The organism is Brevibacillus sp. FW306-2-1A-C05A (assembly GCF_058781555.1).
In genome coordinates this window covers 14,444-38,220 of record NZ_JBYSWV010000035.1, presented here as the reverse complement: position 1 = coordinate 38,220, position 23,777 = coordinate 14,444, and the positions used below count along the sequence as shown (strand labels likewise).

24 protein-coding genes are annotated in these 23,777 nt (G+C 55.8%); 3 read left to right on the top strand and 21 right to left on the bottom strand.

Features of this window, described 5'->3' with window-relative positions; all coding sequences use genetic code 11:
* Nucleotides 1-45: 45 nt before the first annotated feature.
* From AC3WJN_RS18800 to AC3WJN_RS18785, 4 genes are read right to left on the bottom strand one after another with little or no spacing between them, the layout of a single operon-like run.
* Nucleotides 46-546, bottom strand: a complete 501-nt coding sequence (locus AC3WJN_RS18800; RefSeq protein WP_005827460.1) for a hypothetical protein — start codon at nt 544-546, stop codon at nt 46-48.
* 27 nt (nt 547-573) lie between these two features.
* Entirely contained in the window at nt 574-1,269 is a 696-nt protein-coding gene (locus tag AC3WJN_RS18795) for a response regulator transcription factor (protein WP_005827462.1), read from the bottom strand.
* On the bottom strand, nt 1,247-2,743 hold the full coding sequence (locus AC3WJN_RS18790; protein WP_007780256.1) for a sensor histidine kinase: 1,497 nt from the start codon (nt 2,741-2,743) through the stop codon (nt 1,247-1,249). Before AC3WJN_RS18790 ends, AC3WJN_RS18795 begins: the two co-directional genes overlap by 23 nt.
* A 60-nt stretch (nt 2,744-2,803) precedes the next feature.
* Nucleotides 2,804-3,709 (bottom strand): hypothetical protein, encoded by a 906-nt coding sequence (locus tag AC3WJN_RS18785; protein ID WP_005827465.1) that lies wholly within the window; start codon nt 3,707-3,709, stop codon nt 2,804-2,806.
* Nucleotides 3,710-3,922: 213 nt separating this feature from the next.
* On the opposite strand from AC3WJN_RS18785, the gene AC3WJN_RS18780 reads away from it, so the two are divergent.
* Nucleotides 3,923-4,801 (top strand): proline iminopeptidase-family hydrolase, encoded by an 879-nt coding sequence (locus AC3WJN_RS18780; RefSeq protein ID WP_005827466.1) that lies wholly within the window; start codon nt 3,923-3,925, stop codon nt 4,799-4,801.
* Nucleotides 4,802-5,166: 365 nt separating this feature from the next.
* Here AC3WJN_RS18780 and AC3WJN_RS18775 read toward each other — a convergent pair whose 3' ends face one another.
* The 9 genes from AC3WJN_RS18775 to cuyA all read right to left on the bottom strand — a co-directional run bounded on the left by AC3WJN_RS18775 (nt 5,167) and on the right by cuyA (nt 13,450).
* A complete protein-coding gene (locus tag AC3WJN_RS18775) occupies nt 5,167-5,751 on the bottom strand; it encodes an NTF2-like N-terminal transpeptidase domain-containing protein (protein WP_007780251.1) in 585 nt (194 codons plus the stop codon).
* A 344-nt stretch (nt 5,752-6,095) separates the two neighbouring features.
* Nucleotides 6,096-6,788 carry an FHA domain-containing protein gene (locus AC3WJN_RS18770; protein WP_007780247.1) on the bottom strand — a complete coding sequence of 231 codons (693 nt, stop codon included), beginning with the start codon at nt 6,786-6,788 and terminating at the stop codon, nt 6,096-6,098.
* A 200-nt stretch (nt 6,789-6,988) separates the two neighbouring features.
* On the bottom strand, nt 6,989-7,261 hold the full coding sequence (locus tag AC3WJN_RS18765) for a cupin domain-containing protein (RefSeq protein ID WP_005827474.1): 273 nt from the start codon (nt 7,259-7,261) through the stop codon (nt 6,989-6,991).
* A 314-nt stretch (nt 7,262-7,575) separates the two neighbouring features.
* Nucleotides 7,576-8,472, bottom strand: coding sequence for a LolA-like protein (locus AC3WJN_RS18760; protein WP_007780242.1), 897 nt, complete (start codon nt 8,470-8,472; stop codon nt 7,576-7,578).
* A 152-nt stretch (nt 8,473-8,624) separates the two neighbouring features.
* The gene (locus AC3WJN_RS18755; RefSeq protein WP_007780240.1) at nt 8,625-9,608 is read right to left on the bottom strand and encodes an ABC transporter substrate-binding protein; all 984 of its coding nucleotides are present in this window, start codon (nt 9,606-9,608) and stop codon (nt 8,625-8,627) included.
* A gap of 242 nt (nt 9,609-9,850) precedes the next feature.
* On the bottom strand, nt 9,851-10,861 hold the full coding sequence (locus AC3WJN_RS18750) for a helix-turn-helix transcriptional regulator (protein ID WP_005832578.1): 1,011 nt from the start codon (nt 10,859-10,861) through the stop codon (nt 9,851-9,853).
* A gap of 122 nt (nt 10,862-10,983) precedes the next feature.
* Nucleotides 10,984-11,877 carry an AEC family transporter gene (locus AC3WJN_RS18745; protein WP_005832580.1) on the bottom strand — a complete coding sequence of 298 codons (894 nt, stop codon included), beginning with the start codon at nt 11,875-11,877 and terminating at the stop codon, nt 10,984-10,986.
* 202 nt (nt 11,878-12,079) lie between these two features.
* A complete protein-coding gene (locus AC3WJN_RS18740) occupies nt 12,080-12,379 on the bottom strand; it encodes a PfkB family carbohydrate kinase (protein ID WP_007784498.1) in 300 nt (99 codons plus the stop codon).
* A 66-nt stretch (nt 12,380-12,445) separates the two neighbouring features.
* Nucleotides 12,446-13,450: a D-cysteate sulfo-lyase gene (cuyA, locus tag AC3WJN_RS18735; protein ID WP_005832585.1), complete on the bottom strand. Its 1,005-nt coding sequence runs from the start codon at nt 13,448-13,450 to the stop codon at nt 12,446-12,448.
* Between the two features lie 293 nt (nt 13,451-13,743).
* Here cuyA and AC3WJN_RS18730 point away from each other — a divergent pair, with 293 nt between their 5' ends.
* Entirely contained in the window at nt 13,744-14,112 is a 369-nt protein-coding gene (locus tag AC3WJN_RS18730) for an HsmA family protein (RefSeq protein ID WP_007784503.1), read from the top strand.
* A 211-nt stretch (nt 14,113-14,323) separates the two neighbouring features.
* A complete protein-coding gene (locus AC3WJN_RS18725; protein WP_005832589.1) occupies nt 14,324-14,878 on the top strand; it encodes a hypothetical protein in 555 nt (184 codons plus the stop codon).
* A 146-nt stretch (nt 14,879-15,024) separates the two neighbouring features.
* On the opposite strand, the gene AC3WJN_RS18720 is transcribed toward AC3WJN_RS18725, so the two are convergent.
* From AC3WJN_RS18720 to AC3WJN_RS18685, 8 genes are all read right to left on the bottom strand, one after another.
* Nucleotides 15,025-15,804: an IclR family transcriptional regulator gene (locus tag AC3WJN_RS18720; protein WP_429776114.1), complete on the bottom strand. Its 780-nt coding sequence runs from the start codon at nt 15,802-15,804 to the stop codon at nt 15,025-15,027.
* Nucleotides 15,805-15,854: 50 nt separating this feature from the next.
* Nucleotides 15,855-17,126, bottom strand: a complete 1,272-nt coding sequence (locus AC3WJN_RS18715) for a M20 family metallopeptidase (protein WP_005832594.1) — start codon at nt 17,124-17,126, stop codon at nt 15,855-15,857.
* Entirely contained in the window at nt 17,123-18,070 is a 948-nt protein-coding gene (locus AC3WJN_RS18710; RefSeq protein WP_005832596.1) for a DUF1177 domain-containing protein, read from the bottom strand. Before AC3WJN_RS18710 ends, AC3WJN_RS18715 begins: the two co-directional genes overlap by 4 nt.
* 19 nt (nt 18,071-18,089) lie before the next feature.
* A complete protein-coding gene (locus tag AC3WJN_RS18705; protein ID WP_005832598.1) occupies nt 18,090-19,070 on the bottom strand; it encodes an ABC transporter ATP-binding protein in 981 nt (326 codons plus the stop codon).
* Nucleotides 19,063-20,073 carry an ABC transporter ATP-binding protein gene (locus AC3WJN_RS18700; RefSeq protein ID WP_026558134.1) on the bottom strand — a complete coding sequence of 337 codons (1,011 nt, stop codon included), beginning with the start codon at nt 20,071-20,073 and terminating at the stop codon, nt 19,063-19,065. The genes AC3WJN_RS18705 and AC3WJN_RS18700 overlap by 8 nt, the downstream gene beginning before the upstream one ends.
* 37 nt (nt 20,074-20,110) lie before the next feature.
* The gene (locus tag AC3WJN_RS18695; RefSeq protein WP_007784508.1) at nt 20,111-21,010 is read right to left on the bottom strand and encodes an ABC transporter permease; all 900 of its coding nucleotides are present in this window, start codon (nt 21,008-21,010) and stop codon (nt 20,111-20,113) included.
* A 6-nt stretch (nt 21,011-21,016) separates the two neighbouring features.
* A complete protein-coding gene (locus AC3WJN_RS18690) occupies nt 21,017-21,973 on the bottom strand; it encodes an ABC transporter permease (RefSeq protein ID WP_492329315.1) in 957 nt (318 codons plus the stop codon).
* A 96-nt stretch (nt 21,974-22,069) separates the two neighbouring features.
* Complete coding sequence (locus AC3WJN_RS18685; protein ID WP_007784512.1) at nt 22,070-23,686, bottom strand: ABC transporter substrate-binding protein; 1,617 nt, start codon at nt 23,684-23,686, stop codon at nt 22,070-22,072.
* Nucleotides 23,687-23,777 lie beyond the last annotated feature (91 nt).

Genomic DNA, 23,777 nt, shown 5'->3' with positions numbered 1-23,777 from the left:
CTTTCGCCTGTACGCAAAAGGTAGTCTCCAACAAAGACGTTTGTGCTAGCTTTTTCGTTTCCCCCACGGCTTGAAAACAGACAAAAGAAATAACAGGAAAAGCGAGAGCACCTGCAAGACAATGCCCGTCCAGAGCTGCCCGCTGTTGACGAGAAAAGCCGAGTTTTCCGCCGCCGCAAGCCCTTCTGCCCGGGAAATCGTCACCGCCTGCAGCGTCCACACATACATGCCGATTGGCCCGAGCAGTACAGCGACCAGCGTGAGCACTTCCTTGGCGATTATCCAGTAGTAGCGAAACAGTCCCCAGTGCGTCCAGACAGACAAAAGCACTCCGGTCACAATCGTCCCGATCGTCGACGCCCGCACACTCGTTTTCGCCAGCGCATGCATGGCGGTGTAACAGGCAGTAAAAATGCCCGCATCGTCCGTATTCGCCGCCACGATGCTCAACACGAGAAAGATGACGGCTCCGCCCAGCATGATCGCGGAAAAGAGCAAGTGCAAAAGCAGCAGCCATTTTTTCTGGTTCAAACCGATTCTGGCCATGGTTTCACCTCTGTGCGCTCCCCACCGCTACAGTTGAAAACGGTACCCGACTCCCCAGACCGTTTCGATGTACTGCGGCTTGGATGGATCGCTTTCGATTTTTTCGCGCAGCTTGCTGATGTGCACGGTCACAGTCGCAATGTCGCCAAGGGAATCCAGTCCCCATATTTTTTCAAACAGCTCGTTTTTGCTGAACACCCAGTTCGGATGCGTCGCCAAAAAAAGCAGCAGCTCATACTCCTTCGAGGTCAGCGGAACTTCCCCGCCATTGACGTACACTTTGCGCGCGAGCTTGTCGATCCGGATGCCGCGGATGCGCAGTTCGTCCTTCGGCGCGCGCTGCGCCGCTTCGGACACGAGGCGGTCGTAGCGCGCCAGATGTGCTTTCACCCTCGCCACCAGCTCGCCCAGGCTGAACGGCTTGCTGATATGGTCGTCTGCGCCCAGGCCCAGCCCGCGAATTTTGTCTACGTCTTCCTTTTTCGCGGAGACGAGCAGGATCGGAATGTTTTTCGCCGCGCGCACCTCGCGCAAAATGGCAAATCCGTCTACCACGGGCAGCATCAAGTCCAGGATGATGAGGTCGTAATCCTCCGCCAGCGCCTTTTGCAAGCCGACCTCGCCGGAGTGCGCGACTTCGACCGCATAGCCGTTCGCTTCCAAATAATCTTTTTCCACCTCGGCGATCACTGTATCGTCTTCAATAATGAGAATGTGCTTCATCCGCTTCACCCCCTGTCCCTTTTTGCAGTGGCAAGGAAACATGAATGCTCGTCCCGCGACCGACCTCGCTGTGCGCCCAGACCCGTCCGCCGTGTCCTTCCACCAGTTGCCTGACGATGGCAAGCCCGAGCCCGCTGCCGCCTGTAGCGGTAGTGCGGGCACGGTCCGCGCGGTAAAAGCGGTCGAAGATGTAAGGCATCGCTTCCTCGCTGATCCCCGTCCCGTTGTCGGCAACCGTCACGATCGCCTCGTCGGCTGTCGCTTCCAGTTGTATCGAAAGCCGCCTGTTTTCCTGCTCCATGTATTTCAGGCTGTTGTCGACGATGTTCATTAACACCCGGTGCAGCTTTTCGCGGTCCGCCATGACGATAAGCGGCTCGCCCGCCGTCCCTGCCGCGCTGATGTGCACACCGGACAGCCGCGGCTCCAGACGCAGCTCCTGCACGCAGTCTGCCACATAGGCGCGAATGTCGACCGGTTCCAGATGAAACGGCAGCTTGTTCAAATCCAGCCGCGAATACAGCAGCAGCTCGTCGATCAAGCGATCCATCTGCACAGATTTGCCCGCGATCATTCGCATATATTTTTCGCGCTTGGCCTCTGTGTCGGCAATTCCGTCCAGCACCGCTTCCACGCACGCCTTGATCCCCGTGATCGGCGTTTTCAAATCGTGCGAGATGCTGGAGATCAGCTCTTTGCGGTTTTCCTCGTATTGCAGTTGCAGCCGGATCGAATCGTGCAGGCGAACGCGCATTTCTTCGAACGCTTCGCCCAGCTCGCCCAGTTCGTCTTTTCGCCCGAGCAGGACAGGACGTTCCAGGTTGCCTTCCTTGATCTCGTGCGCCGCCTGCTTGAGCGCGTACAGCGGGCGGATGATGCTGCGCGAGACGAGGTAGGTCAACACGCCGTTCGTCAGCCCGACAATGGCGAGGAAGCTGACGACCATGGCCGCAAAGAAAGAAACGCCTGACGTAAACGCAGGGCTGTCATCGCGAAGAAAATAGAGCGTGCCCTCGCTTTTGTCCGCAAAGGCAAACGAATGCATCTCGACGGCGTAGCCTTTGCTGCTCCACGGCGGCAAGCGGCGCGTGCGCTCATCGTGCGCAGGCGGCTGCATATACTTCGCCCAGTCCGCCTGCTCAAGCGAAGGGGAAGCGAACAGCACCGCCCCGTTTTTAGCTAACATCAGCGCTCCGCCAAGACGCCGCAACTCTTCGTCTGTCTCGGCCAGCACGTCCTGCTGCAAAAGCCGCTCCGCGTCGTAGCGGGCCAGAAAAGCAAGCCCGGCGAACAGCTCGTCCCGCCGTTCTTGCGTCTGCCGGAACAAGGGCTTCCCCGGCTCTTTTCCTGTTCCGTGCGGGAACGACTCCCCCAGGAAAAAAGCGCCCAGCAACGAGGCCACCAGTGCGAAGCAGACGACGGGAACGACAATCATGGCGATATATGATAGCAGCAGTCTCGTTTTGATCGACATGGCCGTTCCCCTCCCGCGCGTATGATTGCTGCCATTATACTACAGTCGTTTGCAAAAGGCTTACTGCGCCTCGTGCTGTCCCCAGCCGCCTTGTTTCCAGTGGCTTCGCAGCTCCTCGCGGGTGACCTTCTCCACCTGTTTCCCCGTCAAGTCAATCTGCTCAGGCACAGTTGCGGCCAGGTCGGACAGGCGGATGTCCACAGACAGGCGCAGCGTGTGCTCAGTACCTGCCGCGTCTGTGCCCACCAGCTCTACCTCGGCGGTTTGCCGCTCGATCTGGTTCTTTTCGTTCATCGTCGCGTTCAGCACGACTTGCGCAAGCTGGACGTCTTCTTGCAGAAGCGGCAGCTTCACGGCTGGCCCGTGCTCGCGAGCCGCCGCTTCCTGACTGCGCTCGGCGATCTTCGCATAGATCATCGGCCCGGCGAATTTGGCGAACATCGGCAGTTGCTCCCGGGAGAGCTGCAAGGTGACCTGCTTGCCTCCGTTCGGCAAATTCTCGACGGTCGCCTCTCTGCCAATCTCGCCGAACAAGGCGTTGTGCAACTGGCTCATCATCGCACTCGGCTCCCCATGAGCGTCTCGCCGACCCTCGCGTCCCCAATCCATTGCTTCCATGACGCGATACACGTCGCGATCCCCTTGCTTAAAAACAACCTGATCCTGCTTGCGAAACGCCTGAAAGCTACCCTCGCCGTTCGCGCCGGAAAAAGTCCCGTTCACGCTGCCCAGCCGCTGTTCGTGGTCGACTTTTGCCACCCCGTCGACTGCGAGCAGCGTCGTTTTGTTGTCCGTCAGCTCAAGCTGCGCGTGCGCGGTCATGCTCCCCGCTTCTTTCGTCTGGCGCAGAGCCGATTGGTACACCGCAAAGCCCGTGCTGTCCGCATTCGCGGATACGCCGATTCCCCACGCCATCGCTCCGCCGATCCCGACAGCCAGTCCGATTGCCAGCCATTTTTTTCGCATTCCTCATCCCTCCAGTTCAGTTCGAAAGCGACTGCTTCACTTTCTCTACCTGCGATGATAAAGGCGAGGTCTAAACGCGCTCTAAACCAATTCTAAAAAAAGTGTAAAAACAGGCGCGTGCCCACAGCGCATCTGCGGCGCACAAATCTTCCAGACATGGTATATTGGTAAAAATAACTTTACAAGAATGGACGAAAAGCGAGGTTGGAAACGATGAACAAGCAGGAAGGCTACATAGAGGTTCCTGGCGGCAGAGTGTGGTACACCCGCGTCGGCACAGGCGAACAGACACCGCTGATCGTGTTGCACGGCGGACCCGGCAATACGCACGCTCCGCTCAAGTCAACACTGCACGTATTGGGCGACGAGCGCCCCGTCATTTTTTACGACCAGCTCGGCTCGGGCAACTCCGACAGGCCGACCGATGCGTCCTTGTGGAAAACGGAGCGGTTCGTGGAAGAGCTGGCCTGCATCCGGCAAGCGCTCGGATTGGCGCAAGCGCACATCCTCGGCCATTCGTGGGGAACGATGCTGGCGGCGGCGTACTTGCTTGACACCAAGCCTGCTGGCGTCTCGAGCGTGATTTTTTCCAGCCCGTGCCTGAGCGCCCAGCGCTGGAAGGAAGACGCAGACCGCCTGATCGCCCGCCTGCCAAAAGAGGTTCAGCAGACGATTGCGCAGCACGAAGAACAAGGAACGACCGACTCGGAGGAGTATCAGGACGCGATGAAGGAGTACTACGCGCGATACGTGTGCCGCCTGGAGCCATTGCCGGAAGTTCTCGCCGAAAGCCGCCCGAAAGCGAACAAAGACGTGTACATGACGATGTGGGGGCCGTCCGAGTTTTGTCCGACAGGCAACCTGAAAACGTTCGACTACACGCCGAAGCTGCATCAGCTCGACATCCCTGCCCTGTTCGTCTGCGGCCGCCACGACGAAGCGACGCCCGAGTCGACGCGCTACTACCAGTCGCTCGTGCCGGGCGCCGAGTTTCACGTCCTGGAAAACAGCTCCCATATGGGCTATTTGGAAGAAACGGCCGAGTACGTGCAGACCGTCCGCGAATTTTTGCGCAAGGCGGACAAGCGCTGATTTCCGCCGCCGCAAGCAAAAGCCCCGTCTCGCAGCTTTTTTTAGCGAGACGGGGCTTTGCGTTTATCCGGAAACGATTCGCATCGCAGCGGCTCGCTGCAAAAATTTGACCGTCCCTTCTCCGCTGTCGGGCAGAACCGCCGGATGGCAGTTTAAAAGGCAGCCTGCCGTCCCGCAGTGAAAAACTCCGTTCGTTTTGCTCGTCTGAGAGGTGATCTCCACTTGATAGCGATCGGGCTTAAAGAAGACAGCACGATCATCGGAATTTACGCCTATTACCAAAACGGCGCGCTCCCCCTTTCTCCCCGCTAATTTCTTCCCGAGAAAAAAACGATACTCCCGTCCGGGGAAGTATCGTTTTTTGCTTACAAGCCTTGATTGGCTGCGGATTGCCGGGATGTGACCGCCACTCTCCGCCCTGCCCGGTCCAGTACCTCTCCCCGCTTCGGACGAAACGTATTCACCCGCAGCTTGTCCCCGTGCTCCAGCTCGGGCAGCAGGAAGGACGGGTTCCAGTTGATGTACCAATCTTGCTTGTCGTTTTGCGTTTCTTTAACCAAAATGGCTTTGCCTGTAAAAGAAATCGGCTCGCCAAACGTCTGCACGCTGAGCCGGTAGTGAAAGCTGATTTTCCCGTCTTCGCCCGGGACGACGTCTTCGTTGTACAGCGGTTCCACGCTGATATGCGTAGCCTCGATCCCGCTGTAGATGTTTTCATAGCGCGAGACAAACTCTTCTTTGCTCACCTTTGCTTTCGCATCCAGCGAGAGCTGCTCGTACATGTCGCTGAACTGCTGCTGCTTCCATTTCGCCGTATAGGCGGTAAAAGCCGCCTTTGCCATTTCTCCCTCTTGCTTCGACCCCTGCTGCCAATAGTCCCAGATGAGGAAGAAAAATCCCGACAAAATGACGAGAAAGACACTCCAGAAGCAAAACCATGCCTTTTTCACCAGTTCCTCACCTTCCTTTTCACACGATAAACCAGCGGAAACAGAGAATATATGGAAGAAAGCTGATGAAACGATGATATTTTGCTCACAAACAGATGTTAAGTGTCAGACAATTCTCTTCGCAGGCCGCTCGTTCATTTGCTGGCCCCGTTTTTTGGCGCAGCCGTGTTTCGCGTACAGCCAAATTAGCCAGATTAGCCAAAACAGCCGCTCCCATTTTCAGCCATTTACAAAACTTGGCTGCGCCAAGCCTTTGGTGCAGCCTTAGTTGCCCTTATACTGGACAAGAATCTTATCCCTTCTTATCTGTACAAAAAGGAAGACCGCTGGCTCGTCTCCCTTTTTCACTCTTCCCACATGTAGCCGAATCGGGGAATGGTCGTTATTTTTTTCCCGTACTTGCCCAGCCGCTTGCGCAAACGGTAGACAAGCGCATTGATTTCGGCGCGCCCGACATCCGGGACGCTGGTTTCGGCGTGAACCATTCGCTCCGGCCAGATCGACACCATGATTTCCTCATAGCTGACGGCCTGATTGGCCCGTTGATACAAAAGCGTAAGCAAGTCCATATCTTTTCCCGTCAAAGGAATCCGCGCGCCGTCCAACCGGATTTCCCGACGCTCCAGATTGATGACCAGACCGGAGGACACGGCAGCCGGAACGGTTGACTGCAGCAGCGGAAAAGAAAATTCTCTGGTGACATCCAGCTCGCTGCCTTCCGCAAAAAAGACCAGCTCGACGACTCCTTTGGCGAGACTGATGAGATCGCCGTGAAACAGCGGCTGCGGCGTTTGGTGGATCGGTGTCCCGTTCACCTCTGTTCCGTGCTTGCTCTCCAGGTCGGATATTGTATAGCGATTGCCGATTTTGCGAATCACGGCATGTCTTCTCGATACATATGGGCTGGAAAAAGCGATGTCAGGTGCAAGCTGGCTCCCTCGCCGTCCAATCGTGTACTCGTCCCTGCGCAGGAACTGGCGCTTTTGCACAAGCTCCGGATCGCCTTTTTTGATAAGGACATAGACGCCGTCTTCCAACGTTCATCACCTCAAAAAAGAGTTGCAGCTATCCGTATTTAATTACATACCAAACTGCCGGAAAGTCAACCCTTTTTTCCCTATACAGAAAAGCCGCCATCATCTTCGGCTTCCGAAAGCGCCTGACAACGACAGCTATGCTCGTTCCTTTTTGTTTTGCCTGAAGTATGAACGTCCGTGCTCTTTCGCTTGCGAGGAACTCATGAACAGCGCTTGAGTGCCGCCAGCTTTTTTGGCTCGATCGTCAGCAGGTGGCATACCCCGTTCGGGACGAACAGCTTGTACGCCATTCCTTTTGGCACAACCAGCAGCTCTCCCGCCTCGATCCAAATATTGCGCTCATGGGACATCATCAGCAATCTTCCGTTGACGACCAGAAGCATCTCGTCCTGCTGGTCGTTTTGTTGCCAGGGATACTCTCCCGAAAGCTGCTCCAGCTTGATCGCCGAATCGTTCAACTCGCCCACGACCATTGAGCTCCAAGACTCCTGTAACAATGAAAACTGTTGCGCGATGTTTATTTTCTCCATGATGGTTCTCTCCCCTTTGTCCCCACGATAATACAAAAGAGAGCCAGGAAAAATAGCAGCGATCTGATAGATTTATGATATTTGCGATCACAAAGCGATAATAAGATGCAAAAAATTGCAACGAATCAAACAGGCCGGACGCGGCTTCCTCTCCGCCTCCCATCCCATAGCGAGTTTCGCCCGCCCTGGCTGGGGCTTGGCCAAGGCGAGCGTTGGAGATGGTACACCCTGAATGCGCCGCCAGCGACCTCATGTGTTTATTTTTTATTTTGATGGGGAGGCTCAAACATTTTCGTTTCAACCGGGACGTTCACGTGAAGTTCTACTGGTTTCAAATAGCTAACAACGTTGCTGTTTCCATCGTATAATTCGTATTTAACGAGAATCCCCGAATCTTTGTCGACCCAAAAGCGAAAGGTCTGCGCGCCATGTTTGTCGCTATTCTTAATCTTGCCTGTTAAAACGATCGTATAGTGATCTAGCAACCGTTCATCCTGTTTTTCAATCTCCCAGTCGTTGTAGTCGCGCGTAAAGTTTGAGGCGATTTCATATGGAAACAAGGAGCTTTGCGCGATGCCAATGGGAGGTCGCTCACGGTAGGTTGTCACTGTCATTCCCTGAGAATCGGTACGGAAAGCTTCTTCAGGAATAAGCGTCGCTCCCGAGCGGTTGAATTTGTACTTCTTTGCGTCCAATGTTGCCGAGGAACCGTCTTCCGTACGCCATAACGTACCGTTTTTGTAATAAGTCAGCCATACTCTTGAAGGCTTGGAATCGGCATCATAGTCAGTGACTTTACTGTATCCACCCTCCATTTCGCTCAGGCTGAGCTGATACTCAACAAGCGACTTTTTCCCTTTTCGCAAGAGCTCAAACTTGCCGACCGCTGTCTCAAAATAATCAACCGTATTCAGCAACTTCGTCAGAACTTCCTTTTTGGTCATGTCGCTTGCGATTTCCGCTTGTTTTTGTGGCGAAAAAACAGTCTCCTGTTCAAGCGGCTTGGGAAGCGACGGACCCTTTTGCGCATCGGCGTGCGGTTGTACAGCTTCGCTTTGTGCCTGGGGAGAATGATTCAGGTCGGCGGCATTTGGATGGGAACAGCCGCCTGCGATCAGTGCTACTAGCAGGTGTAACCATACGATTTTCTTCACGTTTCCTCCTGATTACATTTACTTCCAAACTTTCCTTACATAATAGACGAGCGTTTGCGCAATTTGTTTCTCGGAAAATTCAGGCCCAAGTGCGTTTCTCTGCTCTAAAAAAATAAGGAGGGGCTATTTCCCCTGCCTTAATTACCAATGCCCTACTTTTGATTTTTCTGCAAAATGTCCGCAGCTATCTGCTCGATCATCGCCTTTTTCCCGAGCGCGAAAAACGCTTCGTCGTAGTTTTGCTTCGTGGTTACGCGGTACACCTTGCCGTTTTTGTTCGCGCGCATATTGCTCCAGATCGCCGTGTCTTCCAGCACGTTTTGCTCGGAATCGGCGAGCAGCACGATGTGGTCAGGGTCGAGCGTCGACAGCCCCTCCAGGCTCGTCTCCTTGCCGCCCCACGGGTCCGGATCGGGAATCCCGGCCGCTTTCGGCAGCTTCAGGTCGGTGTAGATCATGTCCGCCAGCCCCGTTTTCGCGTAGATGCGAATGCCCTTCTGGGTGGCTTCGATGACCGCAAACGTTTCCTCGCCCGTCGCCGCCGCGATCTGGTCGTGCAACTCCTTCGCCCGGTCGTCATACGCCTTTAGCCATTCCTCCATTTGCGGCTTTTTCCCCAACGTTTCCGCGATGAAGTCAAACCGTTCGCGAAACGCGTTGAAGCCGTAGGGCACGCGCACAGTCGGGGCGATTTTGTTCAGTTGTTCGTATATCTTGTTTTGGCTCGGCCCGGCGAAAATCAGGTCCGGATTCGCCGCCGCAATCGCCTCGACGCTTACTTCGTTTTGAAACCAGCCCGCTACGGCGACGTCTGTACCCAGCTCTTGTTGCAGGATCGGCGTCAGCTCTGTCGGGCTCTGATACTGGCTGTTCCCCGTCAGCACCGGGCGAATTCCAAGCGCCAACAGCTCCTCTGTCGCCCCGGACACGTCCGCGATTCGCAGCGGGTTGGCCGGGATCGTCACCTCTCCGGCCGCGTCCTTGACCGTCCGTGTCTTTGGCGCTTGCGCCGCCGGCTTGTCCGCCTGGCCTGTTTGTCCTGCTTGACCGTTGTTTTCCGCCGCTTGGCTGCAGCCGCCTACGAGCAATGCCAGACCGAGCAGTCCTGCGATCCAGCCGTTCTTTCTGTTTGCCATACGTTCCGTCATCCCCCACCATTGTGATAATGATTCTCAACAACTATGCTTGATCGTACTCTTGCAAGCCGTTTGCAACTACCCGATGATGGCGAAAAATACGGTTGGCGGGATAAGAAAACCTGTAGCGAAGCCTCCCCAATGACGAGCGACTGCGTTTCGGCGGAAGGTTGTTCTCGCTGAATCGGGTAGTTTGCTCTCGAAGTTTGATCCTTTCCGATTCAGTAAAAAAAGCGGGCGAATTATCTCCCGCCTGATGCATACGGCAGCACGTGCCTTCCCCGCTTCACGTCGGACGGGTTAAGCCCGTACTGCTTGCGGAACGCCTCGGAAAAGTGGCTGAAGTTGGAAAAGCCCACAGTCAGCGCCACCTGGCTGACGTTCAGCTCGCCTGCGCGCAGCAGCTCCAGCGCTTTTTCCAGCCGCTTTTCCCGCAAATAGGCGAACACGCTCGTGCCGAACTCCTCTTTGAACCCGACTTTCAGCTTGTATTCGTTCAGTTGGGCCATGCGCGCCAGCTCGACCAGAGAAGGCGGCGCCTCCATGTGCGCGAGCAAAATTTCCCTGGCGTTGTGAATCTTCTCCCGGTCGCTGCGCGACATGCCGGGCTTGTTGCCCTCGGGTTCCCGCCCGAACAACAAAGTGTCGAACGCATGCGCGGCGATCTCCAGCGTCTTGCCTTCCGCATGCAGCTTGCGCAGTTTGGGCTGGGATGCCGGCGGCGCGATCAACTGCCGAAGCCGCATCGTCATATCCGGCCGTAGCGGCATGCGAAACATCCGGAAAGAACGGCCGCCGAGCAGCCCCTCAAATGTATAGGGCGTCCCTTCGTCCATCTGCGCGAGCCATTCGTTGAACAGCTCCACCGAAATGCCGATCGCCACCGAACGAAACGGCGCTTCGGCCAAATAGCAAAAATCCGCCTGAAAGTCGCGCATCAACTGCAGCGAGCAACTGTCCGGCACCAGGTCGTGCTGGGAACTGCCCGAGACAGCCACCTCTCCCGTCCCTTGGAGGCAAAAGCTCAACTCGACCATGGCCGCCTCCGAGCGAAAATGCATGGCGTGGTCATCCGGAAAACGGTGAAAGGAATCGACAATCTCCAAACCAGGGCGAGGCATCATTCTGTTGATGTATCCGTTCCAGCCGGACAACTCATCCCCCGCCAACTCTGTGCCGATGTCATCGAGCCGAACGTTCGGCAGCGCGTCAATGTAACTGTCGTAGATGGAATGTATGGATGTGGAATGCATGGCAATCTCCCTGTTATTAATATTTATTCTTTGCTGAAAACGATTCTTGTTCTCATCATAAAAAAAAAGCATGGCCTTGGCAACCTTTTCGCCACGAATGATTGCCTTGGCACATGCATCGACTAATGCAAAATGTTTAACAAAATCGTCAGCGTCCCTACGCTGAAAAGCGTCGTAACCAGCACGCTGCTGGAAACGAATTGCGGGCGCATGTTGAACTGGATGGCGTAAATCGCCGTAGTCGCCGCAGAAGGCATCGCGGCGAGGATGACCAGCACCTTTTGCAGCAGCGGGTCAATCGGGAAAAACAGGCAGATCACATAGGCCAGGACAGGCGAAGCGATCAGCCGAATTACGCTGGCGGCGCTGAGCCCTTGCCACTCCAACGCTTTGGACGACACGTTGGCAAGCTGCATCCCCAGGATGAGCATGACGACCGGAATCGCCGCTTGCGCCACGAGGTCGATCGCCTGATAGTAGCTCTCGGGAATGACGATGTTGAGCTGCTGCAACAAAATCGCCAGGACGACCGCGTAGTTGGAAGGCTGCTTGAAAATCGCCCGGATCGCCGTGCCCACGCCACCCCCGCCGCGCGAAGCGAAGTAGACGCCGAACACCCCCATGATGATCGAGTGAAACACCATGATCTGGACCGCGTACGTGAACCCGGCATCCCCGTATGCGAACAAAATGATCGGCGTTCCGTAGTTCCCGCTGTTCATGAAGGCGGTGGAGAGCATCAGGGCGCTCTCCTGCGACTTGTCGTACCTAAACAGCCGCGCCGTCAACTGCGTGAGCACGATCAGCGCGCCCAGCAGCAATAACGAGATGATGACGATGTAAAACAATTGCAGATCAAGCTCTGTCTTGTAAAACGTGCGAAAGACAAGCGCAGTAGTCAAAATGTAAATCGCCAGCGAAGAAATCGGCTTCAAATCCATTTGAAACTTGCGTTGGAGAATGTACCCCGATAAAAAAATGAGCAAAACAGGCAAGATGACTTCGAGGAAAATCATGGTCCATCCCCACTTCTGTATTCGAGTCTTGAATTAAGAATAGTATAGCAAAATTCACAAAACATTCATGACCGTTTTATCGGCCGCAAACGGTTTCATTTCCTTTTATGAAGCTCACCGGGATTTTTTCCCGAAAAAAGCCGATCCCCTCGCCAAAAAGCCGTCTCCCTGTTTCCAGGAAGACGGCTGGACGGCCGAGCCACTATTTTGCTTGTTGCAAAAAACGTTCTACCTCTGCCAAAACAGGCAGCGCGGGAATCGCGCCCGTCCGCGTCGTCGTAAGCGCACCTGCGGCGTTGGCAAAGCGGACCATGTCCCTTAGCCTCGCATCCGTCATGGCGGCCAACGGTTCAGCCGCATCCAGCAATTGGCTGAGCAGGCCGCCCCAAAAGGCGTCTCCCGCCCCGCCTGGATTTTGCTCATATGCCGCTTTTCCCGGCTCGGGATGGGGCATCGGCGTGAAATCAATCAACAGCTCGCCGCAGGCAACTACATCGGGCATGGTTCTCTCTCCTTTTCTTGCTCTGAAATCAACCTAGCCAGGCCGTCAAGGCAACAGGCAAAGCGTTCACTTCTTCGGCAAAAACAGCTCCGGCGCCGTGTACAGCGCGGGAGAGCCGCCTGTGTGCAGGAACAGCACGTGATCGTCCCGGCCAAAGCGCCCTTCGCGGACAAGCCCGATCAGGCCGGCCATCGCTTTGCCCGTGTAGACCGGGTCCAGCAAAATCCCTTCCGTCCGGGCGACAAGCTGTACAGCCTCGACCATTTCCTCTGTCGGAATCGCGTAGCCTGGCCCGACAAACCTGTCCTCGCACTGCACCCACTCCGGCTGAATCTGCCCCGTGAGGCCGACGGTCGCGGCTGTGCGCTGCAAAAGCTCCAGCACCTTCGCCTCTTGGGCGGCACGGTCGCGGCTGACGTTGACGCCAATCACCTTCGTGCCAGACTGCCTCGCTGCGAACCCGGCAATCAGCCCTGCCTGCGTCCCGCCGCTGCCTGTTGCCGTCACGACGTAATCGTATGGCGTGCAGCTCTCCCACGCCTGCTGCTCGATTTCCTCCGCGCACGCCATGTAGCCGAGCGAGCCGACCTCGTTGGAGCCGCCAACCGGAATCAGGTACGGCTTTCTCCCCGCTTTTCGCAAGCTTTCGGCGAGCACGTCCATCTCTGCCAGCAAATCTTTGTCTGCGGGAACGACTTCGATTTTTTCAGCGCCCAGCAAATGGAACAGCAGGTGGTTTCCGCTCGCCTGCGGATTGTAATCGCCTGTCTCGGGCGCGGACAAAACAAGCTGGCAGCGCAATCCTTCGCGAACCGCCGCGGCCAATGTCAGGCGGCAATGGTTCGATTGGACGGCTCCGCACGTAATCAGCGTGTCCGCTCCCTGCCTGATCGCGTCGGCGACCAAATATTCCAGCTTGCGCGTCTTGTTGCCGCCAGCGGTCAAGCCGAGCAAATCGTCGCGCTTGATCGAAATCGTCGGTCCGCCCAGCTCCTGCGACAGCCTGTCCAGACGCTCGATCGGCGTCGGTCCTGGCGTATATGTTCTGCGCTCATAGCGAATTGGCTTCATCTCATAAGGCTCCCTTCGAGCTTGATGGAATAATAATACGCGCTGGCTTTTGCTGATTCCTGCTCTCGTGACGGGCAGCCGCTTGCCAAGCTCTCTCGCCACAGCCGTACCGCTTTTGGACAAAAGCGCGGAAGTCTGCCGCCACCTCCGCCGATTATTTGGCTGCTGCTGCGAAAAAACCGCCCCGCCTGATAAGCGCAACATCGTTCTCGCCCGCTGTTCATCTCTTGTTCATCTTCTTCTACTACACTCCTTCTTGTAGACAATCACGAAGCGAATGGGAGATGATTTTTTTGCTGGTATGGGCTGTACTCTTCATCAATCTGGCACTGGTTACGTACACGATCGGCGTCTGGGCGGAACGCCGCTCCAGGGAGCTTGCCTGGGGGCACTTCGCCTTTTTCTGTCTGGGGCTTGTGTTCGACACGGTCGGGACGGCCTTCATGAAGCTTTTGGCTGACGGCGCCCCTTTGAATTTGCACGGCATCACCGGATTGGCTGCGCTCATCCTGATGTTTTTGCACACCGCCTGGGCAGGCTTCGTCCTGTGGAAAAAGCAAGACAGCCAGCGTAAGCAGTTTCACAAATTCAGCCTGTTTGTCTGGATTCTTTGGCTGATTCCGTACTCCATCGGTGTCGCCTTGAGCTTTCTCAACGGCTAGACGCCCCTTTTCAAAAATAAAAGCGACAAGCAGGCTGTCCAGGCGTTGGGCAGCCTGTTTTTGCGGAAGCGGAATGTGCTTTTCTCGCGCAAGAACGGGATTAGACTTCGCTTATTCCGGGTATAAAATACAAACGCCTGCTCGCGTGCAAAGGACAGGGAATCCGGCACGCGAGCAGATCGCTACAGTCTGCCAGCAAGAAGGGGTTTGGATGAAGAAAAGAAGAACCTATACGCTTCGCTTTATTTTGGAAATGCTTGTTGTTTTTTCTGTGCTCGCAACGATCTTGATTGAGGTCATTTCTTCTCTTCATGTCAACCGAACCTCACTCTCCAGCAACTATTTGGAAAACAACTATCATTACGCCAAAAAGCTGGCGAAAAATACAACAGACATATTGACGGCGCTGCAAAACAACATCGACGCGATTGCCAAACAAGCTGGCGACAAGCCGCTCAAAAACACCGACCTGCAAGCGTGGTACATGGCCAATCGGCAGTATTTCCACTCGCTGCTCATAGCAGATGCGACTGGCCACATCCAGGCGGTCAGCCCGGCCGCATCAGGTGTCACGGCAGGCACCTTGCTGACCTCCCATGCCGCCCGACTCGCCCTGTCCACTATCCGCTGCACGGCACCTGGGCGGTCGACATCATCACCTGTGCCGATCAGGCATTGTACCACTCCAAAGCTACAGGGCGGAACAAGACGACCTGCTTTCGCCTGGAGGTCGCGTCCCTGTAGTCCGGGCGCCTCCCGCTTTTGAATGGATGGGGGCTGCGCCTCCACTCTTCGGCCATGTTTTCGCACGCTGCCGCAATCAAACGGCCTTGCCCTGCCCGCAACTGTCCGCCAGAGCAAAAAAAGCTGCCGACAGATCGCGGTTGATCTGCGACAGCTTTTGCTCTTGCTCTAGCCAAACAAATAGTAGCGGGAAAGATCCACGCGGTAGTTTTGGACAATCTCGTCGATTTCCTGTTTGCCCCGCATCAGGATGTCCATGCACTTTGCTTTTTTCTCCTCGCTCATCCGGTAAATCGGGCCGGAGATCGTCAACGAGCCCATCACATGCCCGTCGTAATGGAACAGCGGACAAGCGATGGCCAAAACGTCCGGCGTGTATTCGCCCGAGCTGATCGCCCAGCCGTTTTCGCGAATATGCACAAGCTCCTCGCGCAGTTTGTCCGGATCGGCAATCGTATTTTTCGTGTACTGCCGCAGGCCCTGCAAAATGATTCGCTCGATTTGCTCCTGCGGCAAGTAGGCCATGATCGAGCGATACGAGGCCCCCACGAACAGCGGCGCCCGGCTGCCGACGGACACGGAGTATTTCACGACGTTGTCCGGCTCCAGCGCATCGAGGGTCAGTGCCTCATCTTCGTCCAGGCAAGTCAGGAAAATGGATTCTCCCGACTCTTCCATCATTCGTTGCAAAATAGGCCGAATCAGTCGTGATACATGGAACGACTCTCTCATTGTCAGTCCAAGCTCCCACAAGCGAATGCCTAATGAGTATTTTTTGGTCTTGGGATCTTTTTCCAGAAAGCGATTGGCTTCGAACGTAGACAATACGCGGAATACATTGGCGTGATTCAAACCGACTTCCTTGGCGAGTTCCCTGGCTCCCCACTCCGGTTTTTCTTTCGTGAAAAGCTGTAACAATTTGAGTGATTGATCCAACGTTTTTAACACGACGACTCCCCTTATTCACGATTACTTGTCTCGCAAGCGAAAGCTTTTCATCAGTTTTGCTCGTACAAAAAGTCGATGGCAGCCGCTACGTACACCTTCGCGCAGCGGATGACATCCTCCACCAGCACTTTTTCGTTGAAATTATGGATGCTCGGCAAGTACGCCGGACCGTATTGCAGGACCGGAATGTCGTACGCGCGGAAATGTCGGGCATCGCTGCTCGCCCACTGCTGAACGCCAAAAGCGTGCTCGCCTGTCACGTACGTGATGTTGTCGACAATCGCCCGGCAGACCGGGTCGTCAGGCGAGGTGTAGTTGGCGTGGCTTTGCGTTCCCATCGGCACGATTTCATAGTCGATGTCCAGCTCGTCCAACTGGCTGGTGATGTAGCCCATGACTTCCGCTCGCGTCACGCCGAACGGCAGGCGGCAGTCCACTTCTACCGTGCAAGTGTCCGGCACGACATTCGCTTTTGTCCCGCCCTCAATCGTCCCGATGTTGCAAGAGACGCGCTCCAGCACGTCCTGGTACGGTTCCCGCTCGGTGCCGAGCATGTACTCCTTGGACACCTTCACCAGTTCCTTGACTTCATCCGGAATGACGACGGGATAATCCCAGACGGTACGAATCCGTTCGATTGCGCGAATCGCGTCCATGATCGCGTTTTTTCCGGCAATCGGACCCAGGCTGCCATGTGCCGGTTTGCCTTTGACCGTAAGCTGGAACCAGCAGGAGCCCTTTTGCCCCAAAGTCGGATTGTGCGGCGAGGACGGCTCGGCAATCAGGCAGCCGTCGCCTTCGACCAGCTTGCGCTCCAAAATCCACGGTACGCCCAGCGCGCCGCCTGTCTCCTCATCGGGCACGATCGCCAAAATCAGTTGTCCCGGCAGTTCGATCCCCAGTCGCTGCAAAATCGTCGCGGCAAAAATCAGCCCAGCCAGGCCGCCTTTCATGTCGGAGGCGCCACGGCCCAAAATCCAGCCGTCTTTGACTTCTCCGCTGAACGGGGCAAACTCCCACTTGGAGAGGTCGCCCGCAGGCACCACGTCAGTATGCCCGCAGTAGATCAGCTTTTTGCCGCTCTCCCGATTGCCGATTCGGGAAATGAGGTTGTACATGTTCGGCCCTGCTTCGTGCCAGTCTGTCGCGATGCCAAAACGCTCCAGATATTCGGTAATATAGCGGCTGATCGGGCCAGAGTCGCCCGGCGGGTTTTCGCTCGGGAACTGAATCAGGCGGCAACACAGCTCGATCAGCTCGTCCTTGTTCTCTTCGACAGCGGCGATGACCTGGTCTTTTAACGCTTTGATCGCAGCGCTCATGATCCGCTCACCTTGCCATCCAATGTGAGCAGATGCTTCATCGAGCCGTACAGCGACGTCAGGCGCGCAAACTCAGCTTCGTCGTAAAACGCGCATTTGCCAACGCCGAACAGCTTGGCTACCTCGATCACGAAGCGCACCACCTGCTCGACGTGCACGAGATGAGTCGCTCCTGTCGCGCAGCCTGCCACTGGCACCTGCGTCGTCAGCGCGATGCCGACAACCGGGCTGTCCGTGACCACGCACGGCTGCATGATGCTGTTGATATGATGCAGATTGTTGCCGTACGGCGTAATGTCCTGCACCGTGATCGGCAGCGTCACGGGCATGTTGCCGGACGTCTGCTTCATCACTTCCAACAGATCGTTGCTGATGCGCAAGATGTACCCTTCCTTGACCGTCGGGGTAATGGCATAGCCTGTATGGTTGAGAATCATGTTTCCTTTTGTCGTGTCGATGGACAAAATCGCGTCCATCTCCGCCGCCACTTCGTTCGCATTCATGATTTGCATGTCGACAGGAGAGTTCATGAACGGCACAGGGTCGTGCGGCAACGTCGGCGCATCCGGGCAAATGTGCGTGGTGAGCAGGATATCGCCCGCCAAAACGTCCCCGCGCTGCTGCATCTCCGCCAGCTTGGCCGCTGCCGCCATGCACGCGAGAGCGCCGTCGCCATCGGATACGAAGCCGATTTGCTCGGGACGCGCACCGATCCCGCCCAGGCGGCCAATGACGCCCAGTGTCGGCGCTGTGCCGCCGCTGCTTTTGCCGTTCTTTCCTTTTATCAATACTTTGACGAAGTCGGTTTTTCCTTTTTGTCCATGGACCGTAGACATTTCTACGTCGCGAAAACCTCTTTGCTCAAAATACCGCTTCAGGTCGTCTCCTGTAACGTAAGCGCTATCCATGAGATCGTACATCTCGATTACATGCTTGAAAGACATAAAGCAAGTCCCCTTTTCATTATGATAGATTTCCTAAAAGATGACAAGAAACCATATGCTGCCCTTCGTACAGCGCGAGGGCAGGCGCTTCTGTCTGGCAGCGGTCGGTCGCATACGGGCAGCGCTTGTGAAAATGGCAGCCGGACGGCGGATTCATCGGGCTTGGCACGTCCCCCGTCAGGATGACCCGCTCCTTTTTCACCAAGGGGCTTTCCTTCGGCACGGCGGACAGCAAGGCGCGCGTGTACGGATGCTGCGCGTTGTGGTAAATCTCCTCGTACGTTCCCATCTCGACCACGCGGCCCAAGTACATGACTGCAATCCGGTCGCTGATGTAGCGCACGACGTTCAGGTCGTGGGAGATGAAAATGTAGGTGAGGTTGAAGCTCGCCTGTAGCTCTTTGAGCAGGTTGATGACCTGCGCCTGAATCGAAACGTCGAGAGCGGAGACGGATTCGTCGCAAATGACGACTTCGGGATTGAGCGCCAGCGCTCTCGCGATGTTGATCCGCTGTCGTTGTCCCCCGGAAAACTCATGCGGATAACGAGTCGCATGGTAGTCAGACAGGCCGACGACGGCGAGCAGCTCCTTCACCTTTTTCACCCGCTCCTGGTGGGTCCCGACCTGGTGGATGACGAGCGGCTCCATGATGAGCTGTTCGACCGTTTTGCGCGGATCGAGCGACGCGTACGGGTTTTGGAAAATCATCTGGATCGACTTGCGCGCCTTTTTCATTTCCTTGTCCGACAGCTTGGCCAAATCCTGGCCGTTTAAGATGACCGAGCCTTCAGTCGGGCGAATCAACTGCATCACCAGCCGGGCCAGCGTCGACTTGCCGCACCCGGATTCGCCGACGATGCCGAGCGTCTCTCCCCGTCTGACCTCGAAGCTGACGTCATCGACCGCCTTGACGACCTTGGAAGACTTGGCGAACAGCGACTGGTCCTTCACGGGAAAATACTTTTTCAACTGGTTGATCTGGATAATCGCCTCACTCATGTGCGGCTCCCCCCTTCCGTTCGAGACGTTCGTCTGCTGTCTGGAAATGGCACGCCACCAAATGGTTCGGGCCTGCTTCTACCAGCGGCGGTCTTTCGCTCAAGCATTTGTCTTTGGCATATGGACAGCGGGGAGCAAAATAGCAGCCCGCGATATCTTCGCGCAGATCAGGAGGATTGCCCGGAATAGATGGCAGCTTGCCTGCGGTGTCTGACTTGATTTGCGAATCGAGCAATCCCCACGTATAAGGATGAAGCGGATTTTGGTACAAATCTTCCACCGTCGCGTATTCCACGGTGTTTCCGGCGTACATGACGAGAACTTTTTGGCAGCTCTCCCACACGACGCCCAGGTCATGCGTAATCATGATGATCGAGGTTTGCAAATCGTCTTGCAGCTTTTTCATCAAATCCAAAATTTGCGCTTGTACCGTCACGTCCAAAGCGGTTGTCGGCTCGTCCGCAATCAACAGCTTCGGATTGCAGGCCAGCGCAATCGCGATCATGACGCGCTGGCGCATCCCTCCGGAAAACTCGTGCGGGTACTGCTCCAGACGCTTTTCCGGCTCCGGGATCCCGACCAGCTTCAGCATCTCGATGGCGCGCTCACGGGCGGCTTTTTTGTCGAGCTGCTGGTGCAGGCGAATCACTTCCATAATCTGATTCCCCACGGTAAAAACCGGGTTGAGGGAGGTCATCGGGTCCTGAAAAATCATCGAAATTTCATTTCCGCGAATCTTCCGCATTTCCGCCTGAGAAAGCTTCGTCAACTCTTTCCCCTCAAACAAAATGCTGCCTCGTTCGATTTTTCCAGGGGGAGACGGAATCAGCCCGAGAATGGCGGTCGAGGTGACGCTCTTGCCTGAGCCTGATTCTCCGACAATCCCGATCGTCTCCCCCTGCTTCAAGTCAAAGCTCACACCGTTTACCGCCTTCACGACCCCGGACGAATAAAAATAAACGGCCAAATCTTGCACGCTGAGTAGTACATCTGACTTTGCCAATGCCTCTTCACCCCAATCTATGTTTCGCTTTCGTCGCTTACACTTTCATTTTCGGGTCGAGCGCATCCCGCAAGCCGTCACCGAACAGGTTGAAGCCGAGTACGGAAAGCAAAATCGCCAGCCCGGAGAAGGTAGCCATGTGCGGGGACAGGACGAGGAAGTCTTTTCCGTCCTTCAGGATGCTGCCCCATGAGGCTGTCGGCGGCTGCACGCCCAGACCGAGGAAGCTCAAGGCCGCTTCGGAAATGATCGCGCCGGCTACGTGCATCGTCGCGTACACAATGATCGGTGCCATACAGTTTGGCAGGATGTGGTGAAAAATGATCCGGGAATCGTTTGCCCCGAGCGATCTCGTGACCTCGATATACTCCTCTTCCTTGACCGCCAGCACCTGGCCGCGGACAATCCGGGCAAAGCCGGGGATGTTGGCGATCCCGATGGCGAGAATGACGTTGAACAGTCCGGCGCCGAGCACGGTCATGAGCGAGATCGACAACAGAATGAACGGAAAGGCGAACAGGCCGTCCATGAGGCGCATGATGAGCGCGTCCCATTTGCCGCCGTAATAGCCGGCGAGCAGCCCGAGCAACGTGCCGATCATGCCGCCAAGCCCGATGGCAAAAATCCCGACGATCAGCGAAATTCGCGTCCCGTAGACGATCCGGCTGAACAAATCGCGTCCGTAGTTGTCCGTCCCGAGCAAATGGCCGTCGATGCCAGGCTCGGACAGCGAATTTGCCAAATCCATCTCATTCGGACCATGCGTGGCGATCAGCGGCGCAAACAGGGCGAAAATGACCATGATCGCGATGATGACCAGGCCGATCATCGCCAGCTTGTTTTTCAATAGCCGTCTCCAGACACTGTTTTCCTTGCTTTTTTTCTTCGGTGCGAGCGTCGCGGGAGCTGGCGATAGCGGTTGCGCATGGTTGCTCATATCGGATCAGCCCTCCCCTTTGTTCGATAGTTTCACGCGCGGATTGACCACGGTGTACAAAATGTCGACGAGCAAGTTAATCAACACGAAAATGACGGCGATGAACAGCACGGTTCCTTGGACAACGACAAAGTCGCGGTTTTCGATGGCGTCCACCACAAGCCGTCCCATCCCCGGCCAACTGAAGATCGTCTCCGTCAACACCGCGCCGCCGAGCATGGACGATATTTGCATCCCCATCACCGTGAGCAACGGCGTCATCGCGTTTTTCAGAGCGTGCTTCCAGACGACGAAAAATTCGCGCAGCCCTTTGGCACGAGCCGTCTTGATGTAGTCCTGGCGGATCACTTCCAGCATGCTGGAGCGTGTAATCCGGGCAAAAGTCGCCATCGGAATGGTCGACAAGGCGATGCTCGGCAAGATCAGGTGGGTGACGCTGCCGAAGCCTTCGGACAAAGAGCCCATTCCCGTTGCCGGCAGCCAGCCGAGATACACGCTGAAGTACAGGACGAGCATGACCCCGAGCCAGAAAATCGGCATCGACACGCCGACGAGCGAGAGGATCATGACGGTGTAATCCCAGACGGAATACTGCTTGGTCGCAGAAATGATGCCAGCCGGAATCCCGATCAAAAGCGAGAGAGCGAGCGCACAGGCGGAAAGCAAAAGCGTGTTCGGGAAGCGCTCCATAATGAGCGACATCACAGGCTGGTTGTAGCCGAGCGAAGTGCCGAGATCGCCCTGCAAAAGACTGCCGAGAAACTCGACGTATTGGAGGTACAATGGCTGGTTTAACCCGAGCGATTCCCGCATTTTGGCGATTTCATCCGGAGAAGCCTGCGGCCCGAGCAGTACCGCCGCCGGATCGCCGGGAATCAGCCGCGTGATGATGAAAACGGTCGTGGCTACAACAAACAGCGTCGGGATCAAGTCGACTAACCGTCTGAAAATCAGTTTGAGCAATCCATTCTCCTCCTTTCAACCACTCTTGCTTGATGAATCATGTCCGAAGAGAGGACCAGGCGGCCTCTCTTCGGACGGGAAAAGCTTGCCTGCTGTTTACTTGTTCAGCCAGACGTTCGTTTCGTCGTTCACCAGGAAGATCGAGCCGTCCGCGCGCACCTGGTAGTCTTGCACGTATTTTTTCATGCCCGTTGCCACGTCAAGCAGCCCCAGCTCCACATGCACGCTGTCGTCGTTGATGAGCTTCATGGCCTGGCTGTACAGCTCTTTGCGCTTCGCTTCGTCTGTCGTTTCCGCTGTCGCGCGCTCCAGGAGCTTGTCTACTTCCGGGTTGCTGTAAGCGTAGCCGTTTCCGAGAGAGCCGATTTGCTTGCTGTGGAACATTTGGTAGAGGAAGAAGTCAGGGTCTGGGTACCAGGACCAGCCCATGATGTAGAGCGGCGCTTTTCCTTTGGCGACGATGTCGCTGAACGTTCCCCACTCTACTGTCTTGATTTCCGCGTCAATGTTCAGGTTGTCTTTCAACTGCTGAGCCGCGATAGTCGCCTGCGGCACGCGGGAAGCGATTACATACAGCTCGGTTTTGAAGCCGTCCGGATAGCCTGCCTCTGCCAGAAGCTGTTTTGCTTTTTGCGGGTCAAAGGCAGGTACGGCTGCTTCGAGCGACGCGTCATAGCCCCACGATGCTTTCGGCAGCGGCAGAAACGACTTCTCCGCTCCGCCCCACTTGAACACGCCTTTTACCAGCCCTTCCACGTCAACCGCCATGCGGATGGCTTCCCGAACCTTTTTGTCTTTGGTCGGACCTTCGATCTGGTTCAGGCCCATGTACTCGATGGACAGGCCCGGCTTGGTCTGCAGGTTCAGGTTTGGATCCTTCTCGATGATCGCGCGGTTTTGGCCTTTTACATCCGTCACCATGTCGATGTCGCCGGAACGCAGGGCGTTGGTCATCATGTTTGCATCTGTAATGAATTTGAACTCTACGCCGTCCAGATGCGGTTTTGGTCCCCAGTATTTATCAGAACGCTTCAAATTTACAGAATCATCTTGATTGAACTTGTCGATCATGAACGGCCCGGTGCCAACGAGATGCGTGCCGAACTGATCTTTCCAGCCTTCTACTTCTTCACGCGGCACGATGATGTTGCCGCCATCGGTCAGCATCGCCAGCAAGGCTGCGTTTGGCGCATCGAGGTGAATCGCGACCTCGTTTTCGCTGATGACTTCGACTTTTTCCACGCCGCGCAGACGCTTGAGCGCGGATTGCTTCGCGGAGCGCTCCAGGCTGTACTTCACGTCTTCCGCTGTCATTTTGCGCCCGTCCTGGTATTTGCCAGGCTGGAAGTACACGTTGTCACGCAGCTTGAACGTGTACACCTTCATGTCATCGGACACTTTCCACTCCGTAGCCAGGCTCGGCTCGATTTTGGACAGGTCGCTCGTGTAGCGGACGAGCGTGTCGCCAATGCTGCGGATGATGTTCGATTCATAAGCTCCGGTGTACGCAATCGGGTCCAGCGTTTTTGCTGTAGACGACAAACCGATTTTCAGCACGCCGCCGTCTTTCGGCTGCCCGGCAGCCGCCTGCTGCTCACCGCCCTTTGACTCTTGGGCAGGTGCACTGCCTTGTCCCCCACATGCAGCGAGTGCCAACATTGACACGACCATGACAGAAGAAAACAACGCTTTGGCTTTGCTAATTTTCCTCACTACGATTCCCCCAGTTAATGTTTTTGTATCAAATAACGAAACACATATTCACTATGTGTTACGTTTTGGATTATAGCAAATGACTTTTTTA

Coding starts and splice junctions, on each gene's coding strand:
- AC3WJN_RS18800 (WP_005827460.1), bottom strand. CDS start 546: ATGGCCAGAATCGGTTTGAACCAGAAAAAATGGCTGCTGCTTTTGCAC.
- AC3WJN_RS18795 (WP_005827462.1), bottom strand. CDS start 1,269: ATGAAGCACATTCTCATTATTGAAGACGATACAGTGATCGCCGAGGTG.
- AC3WJN_RS18790 (WP_007780256.1), bottom strand. CDS start 2,743: ATGTCGATCAAAACGAGACTGCTGCTATCATATATCGCCATGATTGTC.
- AC3WJN_RS18785 (WP_005827465.1), bottom strand. CDS start 3,709: ATGCGAAAAAAATGGCTGGCAATCGGACTGGCTGTCGGGATCGGCGGA.
- AC3WJN_RS18780 (WP_005827466.1), top strand. CDS start 3,923: ATGAACAAGCAGGAAGGCTACATAGAGGTTCCTGGCGGCAGAGTGTGG.
- AC3WJN_RS18765 (WP_005827474.1), bottom strand. CDS start 7,261: ATGGTCGTGGGCGAGTTGAACGATTCGGCGATCAAGCTGGAGCAGCTT.
- AC3WJN_RS18755 (WP_007780240.1), bottom strand. CDS start 9,608: ATGGCAAACAGAAAGAACGGCTGGATCGCAGGACTGCTCGGTCTGGCA.
- AC3WJN_RS18750 (WP_005832578.1), bottom strand. CDS start 10,861: ATGCATTCCACATCCATACATTCCATCTACGACAGTTACATTGACGCG.
- AC3WJN_RS18745 (WP_005832580.1), bottom strand. CDS start 11,877: ATGATTTTCCTCGAAGTCATCTTGCCTGTTTTGCTCATTTTTTTATCG.
- AC3WJN_RS18740 (WP_007784498.1), bottom strand. CDS start 12,379: ATGCCCGATGTAGTTGCCTGCGGCGAGCTGTTGATTGATTTCACGCCG.
- cuyA (WP_005832585.1), bottom strand. CDS start 13,450: ATGAAGCCAATTCGCTATGAGCGCAGAACATATACGCCAGGACCGACG.
- AC3WJN_RS18725 (WP_005832589.1), top strand. CDS start 14,324: ATGAAGAAAAGAAGAACCTATACGCTTCGCTTTATTTTGGAAATGCTT.
- AC3WJN_RS18715 (WP_005832594.1), bottom strand. CDS start 17,126: ATGAGCGCTGCGATCAAAGCGTTAAAAGACCAGGTCATCGCCGCTGTC.
- AC3WJN_RS18710 (WP_005832596.1), bottom strand. CDS start 18,070: ATGTCTTTCAAGCATGTAATCGAGATGTACGATCTCATGGATAGCGCT.
- AC3WJN_RS18705 (WP_005832598.1), bottom strand. CDS start 19,070: ATGAGTGAGGCGATTATCCAGATCAACCAGTTGAAAAAGTATTTTCCC.
- AC3WJN_RS18695 (WP_007784508.1), bottom strand. CDS start 21,010: ATGAGCAACCATGCGCAACCGCTATCGCCAGCTCCCGCGACGCTCGCA.